Origin of the sequence: Streptomyces sp. NBC_01471 (assembly GCF_041438865.1) — a bacterium.
Taxonomy (GTDB): Bacteria; Actinomycetota; Actinomycetes; order Streptomycetales; family Streptomycetaceae; genus Streptomyces.
This window is the reverse complement of sequence record NZ_CP109450.1, coordinates 4,025,362-4,037,707: the sequence shown is the minus strand read 5'-3', so window position 1 is coordinate 4,037,707 and position 12,346 is coordinate 4,025,362. Positions and strand designations below refer to the sequence as shown.

The window sequence follows — 12,346 nt, the reverse complement described above, 5'->3', positions numbered from 1 at the left end:
GACGGTGAATCCGCGTCACTCGCAGCATGCCACCCACCACTGACAGTGGGCTCTCCACGCCTGGCAGGGGCCGCCCGCCCGCCTCAGACGAGTACGTAGACGGGCGCACCGTCGGGAGCGCACCCCGACTGCCGTATGCATCCACGCCGCAGCAGATGCCGGACACAGTCCTGAACCCGGGCGTGCGACAGGCCGGTACGCGTGGCGATCTCCTCGGCACTGCAGCGGGCAGCGCCCTCGACGAGGCCGGGCGCCAGCACGGTCGCGACCGTACGGACGTCCTCGGTGATGACCAGGTTCCTCTCCTGCCAGCGGGCGAGCAGCTCCTGAGGCGTGCCGGCCGGCCCGGCGGCCCCGGAGGCGCCCGGCTGTGCCCGCTCGGCGAGCCGGTCCAGCGAGTCGGCGATCCGGTGGAAGGCCTGGGTCAGCAGATCGTGCCCCCGGTTGGCCTCGCGCAGAAGCAGATGACGCTCCGCGTCCCTGGCCGCACACGCCTCCTCGGCCCGGATGCTCCGCTCCTCCAGCCGCACGAGCGCGTCGACGATCTCCTCCGGCATGACGTAAGCGGTCCGCAGATCGTGCGCGGGCTGCACCGCGGCCGGCACGAGTTCGTACGCACCATCACGCTGCACCGCCGCCACCACGTCGGCCACCCATCTCCTGAAGGGCGCGCACTCCTGCTTCGTACAGCCGTTGACGAGCTGGACGAGCCCGGCGAGCGTCACCATCTGCATGGACTTCTTGAGGCCGTGACCAGCGATCCGGCGCGAAGCGTCTGCCCCGTAGACACCTCGTGCAAGATCGCCGAGACTCTGCCGGCAGTCCACGGAGACATGCAGCAGCAGAGCCTGCCGGGTGTTCGCGTAACCAAGATTCCCCGCGACATCCACCGCCGGAAACCAGTGCGCCCCGTCCGGCAACGTCAGCCGCCGCACGCGCGCACCCGTCGCCGCGTACACGAAATCGCTGACGTCGACCGCGTCCCGACAGTGCGCCATCGGCTCGTCCTCCGGCGTGTCCTGCTCACGCATCGAGCACCACCTCCGCCCCGGAACCTAGCCGCAGGCATATTCAACTCCGCCTGAAAAAAGGGAGGTTCACTCGATAGGCGACAGGAATCACCGGTTCCGCAGCGCTGGCAGCCCACACGAAAAAGCCCCCTGGATGATCTCCAGGGGGCTTCCTCAGTATGTGCACTCGGCAGGATTCGAACCTGCAACCTTCTGATCCGTAGGCGGGTGCATCGCCGATGCCCCGTCACTGCCCTCCAGGCAGGGGGCGGGCCACCCGCGTTTCCAACTCAACAACGGTGCCTGGTTGTCCGCCCGAGTACACCCACGTTGATGTCACCGGTTGATGTCCCGTGGAGGGCTTCCTGGCCGCAGGTTGGCCGCACGGTCACAGCTCCAAGCTTCACCAAGTGGCGATAGTCGCTGAATGGTGCTCTGCGATTGCTTCGCGATCCACCGGAGCGTCCTCTGGGATGTGCAGAGGACATCCCCCCAGCGACCTGTACAGAGTGTGGCCGGCCAGGCTCGGCGCGACGCACACGACCCAGCCGGGCGCGATGGTGAGCAGCCCGCTGTCGAAGAGTCGGTGGATGTCCGAGCGCAACATCAGCCCTTCTTCGACACGATGGCGTTCCGTGCTGGCGAAAGGGCGGAGGTGGGCTGCCTCAAGGACCTCTGCTGGAGCCGCGCCTGTGATGGCGCAGATGAGCCCGTATTGACGGATCAAAGCTCGCCGGAAGGCGTCCTGGCCACGTCGAGCCGCCGCTGTCGTTCTCCGGCGGCCTCCCGGCAGCTCGCAAGGGTAAGGACGATCGGCACCCGAGGCCTTTCGTTGACCAGGGAGTCGGACACCTCGGGAAGCCACTGCTTCCAGAGTCTGCTCCCTGTCCATCGCCTTGATGGATTGCTGATCGGACTTGCTCAAGCTGAGCTCGGCCAACCGCGTCTTGTCCAGGCAGCCCTCAAGGGGTTGCCAGGTCCCCCCGTAGTGAGCCCTGTAGCCCGTGACCCGCAGTGTCTCGACGGTCGGCTCGTCGAACGTGGTGGTGCAGGGACTACATCGGAAGCGGGGCCGTTCTGTGGTGCGCTCCTTGAAGCCTGTACTGCCGCATTGAGGGCACCGGCTACGAAGCTTCTCCTGACCCGGCAGCACTTCCAAAGCTTCCACGAAACCGACGCCAAGGGCTTCATGCCCGCTCCGTACGATCACCAGATCACCGATGGCAACGCGGAGATGGTTCCCCACGGTCGAGTCGTAGCTGTAGGACTCCTCCACGACATCTTCGTAGCCCGTGTTTCCCTGGAACTGCCGCTCCGCGCCCGCGATTAGGAACGACCAAGCCCTGCCGCCAACTTCGGTTGCCAAGATCTCCACCCCAGTCATGGGGGGAGCATACGAGCGCCCACCGACATCCAAGCTTGGCCAACAAGATCTGCCCAGTAGTTCCCGCGCGCTCACTCCAGGGGCTGGGCGTCCAGCAGTCTCCGCACGGCATCGTGTCCTGTATCTGTGAGCTGCAGGCCGACGGTGCCGATCGACCCGTCTGACACCGAGTCCCACGTGGGTGGCCGGTCTACGACCACGGCCAGCCCATCACGGGTCAGATTGCCGAACGCCCAGTCGACCCCGCGGGGAATATCGATCTCTTGACGGGCCGTGTCGTCAGCGAACCACTGAAGAGCTTGCAATTCCAAAGGGCCGTACCTACCCGAGAGGAGACCCAGGTTCGCCTTGTACTGACGCATCGATCTTCCGTCGATGTCGCCGCGGTCAAAGCGCGTGTGGCAGGTTGGACACAACGCGATCAAGTTCTCAAACGTGTGCTCCAAGACTTGGGCATAGGGGCGGATATGCGCAAGCTCCACAGGGGTGGCCCGGCAAGTTGGGATTGCGCAACGGTGGCCGGCTTCAACGCGCACCTGGCGCTGCATCGGTTGCGGGATGGCCGGACGTCCTTGAGGCATGAAGGACACCGTAGGCAAAGCGGCATCACCTGTCTCGGCTTTGATGATGCCGCTGTCAGCCATGCACGCTTTCCAACTCTGCACGAGTGAGGTCGTGACTGTTCAGGGCCGTTCAGCCGCTGGCCTCAACCCGGTATCTGCTGGCTGTTGAACGCCCCCGAACCAGCACGGATGAGACTGCGGTTGAGACTGTGCGCCGGGGCGTACAGGGCCCAGGCGGGCGGGTGTGCAACTGGCGCCGGGTTACGTCAGTCCGGCCCTTACGGGGAACCCAAAGCTTCGGCCACTGTGGCCATGGTGGTGACGACTACATCGGCGCCCGCATCTGCCAAGGCGCGATCCTTGCCAGGCTTGTTGGCGAAGCCGATGGAGCGCCCGCCGGTGGCCTTCGTGGCTTCGACGTCCGTCACTGAGTCGCCAATGAGGGTGCAGTCACGGGGGCGTGTTTCCAACTGGCTGGCTGCCATCAGCAGCGAGTGAGGGTCGGGCTTCATCGCGTCCGGCCAGTACGGTGCCCGGCCGACGACCGTGTCCACGAGATGGCGGAGGCCGTGCAGCATCAGGAACGCTCGGACGCACGCCGTCGAGTTGTTGCTCACGATGGCGACCTTCCGGCCCGACGATCGGGCCGCTTCGAGCGCGGCCACGGCACCAGGGATAGGTGGCCCCGCCAGCCTTACCGCCGTCACCTCGGCCTTGGTCAGTTCCTCCTCGATCACCCGCAGGGAGGGTTCCCCACCCTGCGGGGCGAGACGGAGGATTTCCATCGGGTCGTCGGTGCCGTGAGCCTTGGTCCCGAGAGCCGCGTCGTACTCCGCCAGAGTCTCCGCGAGATGCCGCGCGACATCTGGCGCCGGGCTCCCCGCGAACACGTCGCAGATAGGACCGTCGAAGTCGAACAGGACTGCTCGGGTGGCTTCGAGGACTTCGGAGAGGGCGCTACTTCCCATCCGGGTCAAAGTCCCTTCCGATGGTCTCCCACACGCTGTCGAACCACATGCGTGCCTGGTCCACCTGCTGGGCCCCACTGGACGACTCGCCCTCGTTCAGCGAGTAGTGGAACAGGGTGGCGTCCGCGCCTACGAAATCGTAGATCTCAATGGCTTCGCCCTGGGTGACAACCTTGTTCGGCCGGATCGGGTAGTACCCGAAGAAGGCGTCTTCCTGGTTGATCACGTAGAGCTTGAAGAACTGCGTTCCACTGTGGACACGCACGCTCACCTTCGCCTCACTGACGAGTCCGAGCACGCTGAGTTCGTGCATCGTGTTGGCGATGCTTCGGGTGAAGCTGACCATCATGTCGTGCATGCGGGCCCGGAGGCGTGGATCGTCTACGCCGTCCTCGCGCCTGACGGGCGCGGCCTGGGGGACTGACATGTCCGGCACCAGGATGCGGATGTTGATGCTCGACGGGGTCAGGCGCCCGATACGGATTTTGTCGATTGGTTCCTGAAGCGCCCCGTGCAGGGTCTCGCTGGAGAATCCGGCGAAGTCGATTGACACGTTCTGACTGGCGAAGGCGTGTTCCACGTACGGACGGAGGCCCGCCGGCCGCTCGGTGCGGTTTCGTACGTACACGCCGCTGCCCTTGCGGGAAACGATCAAGCCCTCATCTTCCAGCTCGCGGAGCGCGCGCTGGATCGTCGCGCGGGCGAATCCGTACGCCTCCGTTAGCTCTTTCTGCGAAGGAATCTTGTCGCCAGGGCCCAGCTTCCGGGTCCGGATGGCGGCGCTGAGGCTGCTCGCCACCTGCTCGTACGGAGGCCGATCGTCGTCCGGGTCCAGGGGTTCAGGCGTGAACGTCATGCCGTCGATGGTACGGCCTCTTCTCTCGATTAGGGCAGCCAAGCTAGCCAGATGTTGACATGGCTAGCCAGGATGGCTACGTTGTTCTCATCCGAACCGGGCTAGCCAGGTTGGTCAGGTCGATTCGGATTGTGCTGGCTTGGGATTGCTTGTTGGAAGGCGACTTTGGGCGTACGCCATCGGGCCCTGAGCTGGTCGTTCCTTGAGAACTGAACAGTGAACTCAGAAGGGGTGAGAGTCCCCGTCCCCGTGGCGACCGGGTGATGTTCGTCGGCAGCGGTACCGGGCGTCGGCTCGGTACGCACCGCACACCGGCTCTGGAGAACACCCCTCGGGGGTGCCACCCGCTGTGAGTTGCCCTGCTGTGCGCCAGGCAGAGACATGGCGCCCCGATTACGCACTCTCCGCACTGCTTGAGGCAGTGCGGCCGGTTGCCTCCTCCGCCCGTCCGCCCCTCCTGGGGGCTGTACGGGCGGGGCTGAGGGGAGCCGGAAGGTCTGGCCCCGAGAGGGGGAGTTATGGAGATCGCTGCTGCGGTTGTCGCGGTCATCGGCACCGTGGTTGGTGCTGGTGTCGTCGGTGTCCAGCAGTACTACGCGGCTCGGTCCCAGCGTCGTCAGGCCCTGCGCGACCGGGCTCTGACTGCGCTGACCGAGCTGAGCACCGCACTGGCAGATCACCGCCGTGCGATGTGGGTTCGCGAGGATCTGCGCTTGTCCGGTGCAGCTGCGGCAGATGTCGCTGCTGCCCGTGAGGCCAGCCACGTCACCCGCTCCGCTGTCACCGGCCCGCAGATCGCCCTGGTGGCCCTGCTGCCTCAGGTCCGCATCGACGTGGAAGCCGCTGTGCGTGCCGTCTACGAGATGCGCGGCGCGGTGAGCGCGGAGGTTCTGGTGTTCATGCGTGAGCAGGCCGTATCCGCGGCCGATGCCCTGATCGGCAGTACGGGACGCGTCCTGTCCCGCCCCTGATCCACCCCACAACGGCCCGCGGCCCCGGTGTTCGAGCACCGGGGCCGCAGTTTCGGGCCGTCCACCCTGAGGAGAGAACGACCCATGAAGTACATCGTTGCTGGTCACGTGGCCGTTACGGCCACCGAGTTCACCGAGTTGGCTCTCGGTATTGATCTGGAGCTGTTCACCGGTTCGGCCACGGAGTCCGCGATGGAGCGGGCCGCGCGGCTGGACGTCGCTCACGAGGTCCTCGCGGAGTTGCGTGAGAGTGACCTGGAGACCGCCGCGTATGCGGAGGGTCTGCTGCGGACGCTCCCGCTGAAGACCGGCCGGCCGGTCGTGCGGCGCCCGCGCCGCACCGTTCGTCGTCCGGTGCAGGTCTGCACGAGCGGTGCGGCGGTGGCAGCATGATCGCGCTCGTCCGCACCCGCACCCTGCGGGCCCTGCGCACAGACCTGGCCGAGGTGAAGAGCACCGCCGAGACCGAGGCCGAGCAACACCGGTTGTCTACCGCGCTGGCGACGGATTCCGCGATCCGGGCCGAGGACACCATCGAGACGCTTCGCCAGGCGCTCGCCCGGGCGCAGACGGATGCGGCCGGCGCCCGGGGAGAGGCCGCTGTCCTGGCGGCGCAGCATCTGCTGGACGCTGAGGATCGCGTCACGCTCCGGATGCTGCTGCGTGCCGCCCGCCGACAGAGCGGGCGGGCCGACCGGGTCTATGTCCTGTTCCGCTACGGGCGGCTGCACGGCGTCTACACCACCCAGGACGCGGCGGAGCTCGGAGCCGAGGCCGAGGGTGCGCCCCGCAGCGGGTGGACCGATCACGCCCCGGGCGCCGCCGTTCCCCCGGCCTGCGAGACCCAGTGGCGTATCCAGCCGCTCCCGCTGGGAGGTGAGGAATGGTGACCCTCCTGACGACACTGTCGCCCCGGCAGATCGCCGCGGCTGAGCGGACGTTGTCCGCTGGGACGTGGGGGATCACCGCCGGTGCGGTTGCCTACTCCGTCCTGACCGTCACTCCTCTCGTCGCGCGGGTCACTCCGCCCGGATGGGCGTGGACGGCACCTCTGCTGCCGCTGGTCGTGGACGCGGCGGTCATCACGTCCGTGAAGCTGGACGCGACGGTGGCCCGGCTCGGTGAGAAGGCCGGCGGGTGGGCGACGCTGCTGCGCTGGATGAGCGGAGCGATGACGCTCGGCCTGAACGTCGGCGATTCCGCGCTGAACGGGGACACGACCGGGGTCGCTGTTCACGCGGTGATCCCGCTCATCCTGATCGTCATCGCGGATGCCGGACTGGCTTGGCGGCGTGCGATCGGCCGTGCGGTGGAGCGGATCGAGTGTTCACGGGCTGCCGAGAAGAGCGCCCGTGAACAAGCGGCTGAGGTCCGTGAACGGAAGAACCGCGAAGAGCGTGAACACCGTGAACAGCGTGAACGCACGGAGCGTCTTGAGCGTGAGGAGCGTACCGAACGCCTGGAGCGCGAGCGCCGCACCCATGAAGCACAGCAGGCCCGGGAGGCCCGCGATCACACGGTGGTCATGGCCCGTGAGCAGGCCGAACGGGAGGCCGCTGAGCGTCAGGCCGACCGAGACGCACAGACGGCGCGGGAGCGGCGCGAAGAGGAACGGCGTGAACGCGAAGCCCGGGAAACACGGGATCAGCAGCTTGCCGAGCAGGCGAAGGAAGCTGAGCGCGTCCGGCTCACCACCGAGGCGGAGTCGGCCCGTGAACAGCATGAGCCCCCCGTGAACACGGCGACCGCCGCTGTGAACACCGACACGGCCCCCGTGTTCACGGATGACGGGGCCGTGAACACCGACGCTCCTTCGGCTCCGGTCGTGAACACGATCAAGCCCGCCGAGGACGACAAGCTCACCCAGGAGCAGGCCCGTGCGGTGATCGCGGCTGCAGTGAGCAGCGGGCGCACGATCCGTGAACTCGCGGACGAGACCGGGTGGTCGATCGGGTGGGTGTCCTCCCGTCGGCAGGAACTCGCGATGACCAAGGCGGGCGGATGATCACCCCCGAACAACCGCTGGTACGCGAGCGGCGTGAGCTGCTCTGCTCGCCCACCTGCCGGTGGTGTACGCGGTGACCACGCTGCCCGTCTACCGGTGGCGCCTGGCCCCGGACGGCTACGCCACCTACCGCCAACTCCGATCCATGGGCCTTCGGCCCGGCGGGCAGGACGTGGCCGCGCAGATCGAGCGCCCCCGGCGTCGCCGGGGTCCGCTGGTCGCCTACCTCTACCGCATCGACCGTGCGAAGCCGGTTCGGCCGATGACGGCCGCGAAGTGGGCGGCTCTCGCGAAGGCGAATGCCGCCCGCCGCATCTGTCCTGACTGCCGGCGCGATGCCGGATACACGATCCCCGCCTCGCTCGGTGTCTGCGTCGCCTGCGCGGATGCTCCCGCCCTCGCTGCCTGAACCGGAGGAACACCCGCCATGAGCACACAGACCAACTCCAACACCCCCAGCGGCGCGCCTGCCGGGCGCCCGTCGCATCACTGGGTGATCAGCCTCGACAAGCCGAATGTCGGGGTGGGCAGTTGGCACTCCGCCTATACCCCGGCCCCGGGTGCCACCCGGCAGGGAGAGTTCCAGGCCATCAAGGACCTGGTGTTTTCGCAGAACCCTGCGATGGCCGGCGCGGTCGTCGTCTTCTTCTCGCTCGAACGCAACGACCTGTGAGTCCCGTTTCAGCTCGGAGGCCCGACCGCCAACCTTCCAAAGCGTCGGTCGGGCCTCCTCCTCCCAAAGGAGTGACATCAGCATGACCGAGACCTACACGGAAGCGGTAGTGGCCCCTCAGGCCACCCCCGCTCCTCCCGTCGAAAAGCCCCCGGAGCCCGCACCGCCCACGGCCACGGTGGACCACACCCCCGGCGGCTGGCCGGTACTCCCGCTCGCGGTGACCGGCACGAACAGCGCGGTTGGGATCATCGCGGCCGCAGCGGTGGCCGGTGGGCCGGTCGCAGCCGCGGTCGCCGCGACCGGCGCCGCCGCCCTGGGCACCGCCGCTGCCATCCGCTCCACCCGCACCGCACGCAAAAACAGCCCCCGCCGCCGCAACGTCGGCCGCACCGGGCGGACCATGTCCGCCGCAGGCCTGACCCGTGCCATGCGGTCCAGCTCGGCCGGCCGTATCCCCTCTTCTGGCCGCAAGGGCGGGGGCACCGGCTCAGGATCCGGCCGCTCGGGCCACAGCCTGCTCAAGTCATCTGGCAGCAAAGGCCGTTCGACGGGCACGACCGGTACGGCCGGTGGAGCCAAGCAGCGTAGCGGCGCTTCCGGTGGCCGGGGCGGTGCCGGTGCCGGCCGTTCGGCACTCGGTTTGGGCCGCTCGACCGGCCGTTCTCCAGGTGGTGCGGGTGGGCGGATCGGGCAGGTCAGAGCCCTGCGGCAGGCCCAGAGGCAGCAGGCCCCGACCCGCTCTGCAGCCCGGACCCAGGGCACGGCCAACCGCAGGAACGTGGCCGATGCACGCCGGGGAGCCCATGCGGCTGGACGTACTGCCGGGGCATCCTCGCGGGGCGCGGTGGCCCGCACCGCCGCCAGGACCCTGCGAAGTGCGGGCCGCATAAGCCGCGCTGCCATCGGCAGGGCCCGCCAGGCTGCTGACCGGCGCACTCAGGGCCGCGTCGACAACAACCGGGCGGCGGTGCGTCACGCGGTGGCCCGCAGGCGGGCGCGCTCGGCGCTGTGGCGCTCCGCGGCCCGTATGCACGGCCGGCGCCTGTTCGCCGCGCTGCTGGCCGCCCCGTTCGGTGTACTCGGCGCGCTCACCACGCCGTTGGGGCGCAAGCTCGGCTGGGCGTGGCTCCAGTACCCCGGTCGGCGCCTGTACCAGCGGATGATGCGCTCCGCTCAGGAACGCCGCGCTGCCCGCGACGCCGCCGCACGAGAGCGGCTGGCCGCTGAGAAGGAAGCCCTCGACGCCGCCGCCGCGGGCGATACCGCGGAGATCGGCGACACCGTTCAGCGCCCGTTCCGCCTTGCTCCTGCCACGAACATCACGCCTGTGGAGGTCGTCAACATGTCCGGTTTCAAGTTCGAAGAGGCCGCCGCCGAGATGGAAGCTGCCGCCGCCTCTTACGACCCCGACGGGTCCATGGAGATCCTCGCCATGATCGAGGGACTCCCCGACGCACTCACCTCGGTCGCCAACACCATGAAGATCCTTGGTGAGCGCTCCGACTCGGAATTCCCCCTGGAGAAAGCAGTAGCCGAGACGTTCCGCGACTGCTTCGGCGCCGTCATGGCCGCCGTGTCCGTCGCCGAGGAAATGGGCCCGATCTTCCGCCGGGTTCACGAGGCCGACATCGCCCGCCATGAGGACCCGCGCAATGGGCCCGAGGCTGAGAAGGGCTGGAACGTCTGACATGACCACCAACACCGCCACCAAGAACAACTCGGGTGGTCCGGTGTGGGACTGGGCTGCTGGTCACGGACCCGTGACCGGCGCCCTGTCCGCCACCACCGGAGCCTTCGCCCTCGCCACCACGGGAGCTGCCACCGGCATGCCGCCCGGCTGGGCCCTCGCCGTCGGCGCCGCCGGCGCCATCGGCCACACCATCAGTTCTCTGCGGGACCGGTTGTCCGCCCGCACCATCGCCATGCGCTCCGCCTCCTGGCTCGTCGGCGCCGGATGGACCACATGGGCCATGACCAGCGGCCCTCTGACCTGGGCCGCGCTCGGTTCCCTCGCCGTGATCGGCGTCGGGATCGGCACCACCACCCGCACCGCACTCCTCCACGAGGAAGCCCGGGAGCTGGAAGCCCTCGCCGCCGCTGAACGTCAGGTCGACGCCGAACTGTCCGCCGACCGGAGGGCCATCGCCGCTGAGTGGGTGGACCGGGTACAGCGGGTTTGCGGGATCACCCTGCGCGTCCTGGCGGTGGAGATGTGGCCGACCGGGACCGGCTTCACGATCGACGCCGAACTCCCGCCCGGCGGCACGACGTACGGGCGGATCGCGCAGGAGTCGGCCAAGCTCTCCGCCGACGCCCGCCTCCCGCACGGCTGCACCGCAACCGCCGGACCCGGCATCGACCAGGGCCGCGTCCTCATCGACGTCACCACGAAGAACGTGCTGGAGCAGGAGGTCTTCTACCCCTCCGACTACAGCCGCCTGTCCATCCACACGGGCATCCCGTGGGGCCTGCGCACCAACGCCGAGGAGATCCAGGCGTTCCTGCGCGAGCAGTGCGCCCTGGTGGTCGGGCCGACCGGGTCGGGCAAGACGAACATGGTCCACACGATCCTCGCCGGATTCGCCCGCGCCGACGACATCCTGACCTTCGCCATCGACCTGAACGCCGGGTCGGCGGGCCTTCCCTGGGTCCGCCCCGCCTTCGATACCCACGGGAACCCAGTGGACGGGCTGCGGCCCGGGGTTGACTGGCTGGCCGCCTCGCACAAGGAGGCACTGGCCATGCTGGAGGCGCTCGTGCGGATCGCCAAGCACCGCAAGACCGCCTACCAAGACCTCATGTCCCAAGCGAACACAGACCTGTTGCCGATCAGCCCCCGGATTCCTCAGATCATGCTCGTCGTGGACGAGGGTGCGGAGATCCTGGCCAGCAACGACCGCGAAGTCCGCAAGCTCGCTGACCGGATCCTGGAGGTCATCCGGATCGCCCGCGCCATGGGTATCCGCACGGTCCTGACCGCGCTCGGCGCCACCAGCAGCGTGCTCGGCAACCTCATGATCCGCCGTGAAGCCAAGGTCCGCGTCGCCCTGACCGGCGGTGAGAAGGAAGGCATGGACCTGGGTAAGCAGTTCCCCGGCTCCCGGGGACTCAAGCCCGAGCAGGCCCCGTACAAGGGGTCCGGGTTCATGGGCACTCCGGAAAGCGAGGCGGGGCTGTTCAAGTCGTGGCGGATCCTGCCCAACCAGATCCGCGACATCGTCGCCGCCACCTCCGACCGCCACCCCACCCTCGACGGCCCGTCCGCGAAAGCAGCCGGCGCCATCTACGCGGAGCGGTGGAACACCGACCGCACCGCGTGGATGCGTGACGGGACCGCCACCCCGGTCGACACTGCCTCGCCCGCATCAGGCGGGCAGGCCCCGGCCGGCGGAGGACTGAACCTATCGGCTCTGCGCAACGAGCCGTCGCCCGCGGATGACGCCGACACTGACGCGGCGGTGCAGGCGTTCATGGAGCAGATCGACCAGCAATTCGGCACCGCACCCGAACCCCCGGCCACCTCGGAGCGCCCGGCAGTACCAGGGCTGAACCTGTCCGCGCTGCGGGCCGGAGACAGTGACGCCCGGCAGGCAGCACTCCAGATCCTCATGGACGCCGGATCCGAGGGCACCGGCGCCTCCGCGATCTCCCGAGCCCTCGCCGACGAGCACGGCACCACCCGCCAGACCATCGTCGGATGGCTGAAGGAATGGGCCGAGAAGGGCGAAGCGGTTCGTGTCGGGGAGGGCACCAAGACCCGCTACGTCCACCGCAACCACATCTGACCCGGCCCCTGCTTGTCGCCTGTCACCCATCCCACCCGAGAACACCTCCATACGGGTCCGTGAGGGCCGAAAACGGGTTGTGACCTGCAAGGCGACAAGCGACAAGACAAGACAAGCGACAAGCCGCA

General features: G+C 68.4%; 13 protein-coding genes. 8 read left to right on the top strand and 5 right to left on the bottom strand.

The annotated features are described in order from the left end of the window. Nucleotides 1-83 precede the first annotated feature (83 nt). From OG285_RS17755 to OG285_RS17735, 5 genes are all read right to left on the bottom strand, one after another. Nucleotides 84-1,031, bottom strand: a complete 948-nt coding sequence (locus tag OG285_RS17755) for a Bro-N domain-containing protein (RefSeq protein ID WP_356826870.1) — start codon at nucleotides 1,029-1,031, stop codon at nucleotides 84-86. 382 nt (nucleotides 1,032-1,413) lie between these two features. Next, nucleotides 1,414-2,394: an HNH endonuclease gene (locus tag OG285_RS17750; protein ID WP_371791518.1), complete on the bottom strand. Its 981-nt coding sequence runs from the start codon at nucleotides 2,392-2,394 to the stop codon at nucleotides 1,414-1,416. A 71-nt stretch (nucleotides 2,395-2,465) separates the two neighbouring features. Continuing rightward, nucleotides 2,466-3,038 (bottom strand): HNH endonuclease, encoded by a 573-nt coding sequence (locus OG285_RS17745; protein WP_371791517.1) that lies wholly within the window; start codon nucleotides 3,036-3,038, stop codon nucleotides 2,466-2,468. Between the two features lie 197 nt (nucleotides 3,039-3,235). Beyond that, a complete protein-coding gene (locus OG285_RS17740; protein WP_371791516.1) occupies nucleotides 3,236-3,925 on the bottom strand; it encodes an HAD family hydrolase in 690 nt (229 codons plus the stop codon). After that, entirely contained in the window at nucleotides 3,915-4,781 is an 867-nt protein-coding gene (locus tag OG285_RS17735) for a winged helix-turn-helix domain-containing protein (protein WP_371791515.1), read from the bottom strand. The genes OG285_RS17740 and OG285_RS17735 overlap by 11 nt, the downstream gene beginning before the upstream one ends. A gap of 518 nt (nucleotides 4,782-5,299) precedes the next feature. Here OG285_RS17735 and OG285_RS17730 point away from each other — a divergent pair. The 8 genes from OG285_RS17730 (at nucleotide 5,300) to OG285_RS17695 (ending at nucleotide 12,218) form a co-directional block, all read left to right on the top strand. After that, nucleotides 5,300-5,752 (top strand): protein kilB, encoded by a 453-nt coding sequence (locus tag OG285_RS17730; RefSeq protein WP_371791514.1) that lies wholly within the window; start codon nucleotides 5,300-5,302, stop codon nucleotides 5,750-5,752. A gap of 84 nt (nucleotides 5,753-5,836) precedes the next feature. Next, entirely contained in the window at nucleotides 5,837-6,145 is a 309-nt protein-coding gene (locus tag OG285_RS17725) for a hypothetical protein (protein WP_371791513.1), read from the top strand. Continuing rightward, nucleotides 6,142-6,642 (top strand): hypothetical protein, encoded by a 501-nt coding sequence (locus OG285_RS17720; RefSeq protein ID WP_371791512.1) that lies wholly within the window; start codon nucleotides 6,142-6,144, stop codon nucleotides 6,640-6,642. Before OG285_RS17725 ends, OG285_RS17720 begins: the two co-directional genes overlap by 4 nt. Next, nucleotides 6,636-7,757 carry a DUF2637 domain-containing protein gene (locus OG285_RS17715; RefSeq protein ID WP_371791511.1) on the top strand — a complete coding sequence of 374 codons (1,122 nt, stop codon included), beginning with the start codon at nucleotides 6,636-6,638 and terminating at the stop codon, nucleotides 7,755-7,757. Before OG285_RS17720 ends, OG285_RS17715 begins: the two co-directional genes overlap by 7 nt. A gap of 73 nt (nucleotides 7,758-7,830) precedes the next feature. Beyond that, nucleotides 7,831-8,166 (top strand): RRQRL motif-containing zinc-binding protein, encoded by a 336-nt coding sequence (locus OG285_RS17710; protein ID WP_371791510.1) that lies wholly within the window; start codon nucleotides 7,831-7,833, stop codon nucleotides 8,164-8,166. Between the two features lie 18 nt (nucleotides 8,167-8,184). Next, on the top strand, nucleotides 8,185-8,430 hold the full coding sequence (locus OG285_RS17705) for a hypothetical protein (protein ID WP_371791509.1): 246 nt from the start codon (nucleotides 8,185-8,187) through the stop codon (nucleotides 8,428-8,430). Nucleotides 8,431-8,512: 82 nt separating this feature from the next. After that, the gene (locus tag OG285_RS17700; RefSeq protein WP_371791508.1) at nucleotides 8,513-10,120 is read left to right on the top strand and encodes a hypothetical protein; all 1,608 of its coding nucleotides are present in this window, start codon (nucleotides 8,513-8,515) and stop codon (nucleotides 10,118-10,120) included. A 1-nt stretch (nucleotide 10,121) separates the two neighbouring features. Further along, nucleotides 10,122-12,218, top strand: coding sequence for a hypothetical protein (locus OG285_RS17695; RefSeq protein WP_371791507.1), 2,097 nt, complete (start codon nucleotides 10,122-10,124; stop codon nucleotides 12,216-12,218). Nucleotides 12,219-12,346: the final 128 nt, after the last annotated feature.

Coding starts and splice junctions, on each gene's coding strand:
- OG285_RS17745 (WP_371791517.1), bottom strand. CDS start 3,038: ATGGCTGACAGCGGCATCATCAAAGCCGAGACAGGTGATGCCGCTTTG.
- OG285_RS17715 (WP_371791511.1), top strand. CDS start 6,636: ATGGTGACCCTCCTGACGACACTGTCGCCCCGGCAGATCGCCGCGGCT.
- OG285_RS17695 (WP_371791507.1), top strand. CDS start 10,122: ATGACCACCAACACCGCCACCAAGAACAACTCGGGTGGTCCGGTGTGG.
- OG285_RS17755 (WP_356826870.1), bottom strand. CDS start 1,031: ATGCGTGAGCAGGACACGCCGGAGGACGAGCCGATGGCGCACTGTCGG.
- OG285_RS17705 (WP_371791509.1), top strand. CDS start 8,185: ATGAGCACACAGACCAACTCCAACACCCCCAGCGGCGCGCCTGCCGGG.
- OG285_RS17740 (WP_371791516.1), bottom strand. CDS start 3,925: ATGGGAAGTAGCGCCCTCTCCGAAGTCCTCGAAGCCACCCGAGCAGTC.
- OG285_RS17750 (WP_371791518.1), bottom strand. CDS start 2,394: ATGACTGGGGTGGAGATCTTGGCAACCGAAGTTGGCGGCAGGGCTTGG.
- OG285_RS17700 (WP_371791508.1), top strand. CDS start 8,513: ATGACCGAGACCTACACGGAAGCGGTAGTGGCCCCTCAGGCCACCCCC.
- OG285_RS17725 (WP_371791513.1), top strand. CDS start 5,837: ATGAAGTACATCGTTGCTGGTCACGTGGCCGTTACGGCCACCGAGTTC.
- OG285_RS17735 (WP_371791515.1), bottom strand. CDS start 4,781: ATGACGTTCACGCCTGAACCCCTGGACCCGGACGACGATCGGCCTCCG.
- OG285_RS17720 (WP_371791512.1), top strand. CDS start 6,142: ATGATCGCGCTCGTCCGCACCCGCACCCTGCGGGCCCTGCGCACAGAC.
- OG285_RS17730 (WP_371791514.1), top strand. CDS start 5,300: ATGGAGATCGCTGCTGCGGTTGTCGCGGTCATCGGCACCGTGGTTGGT.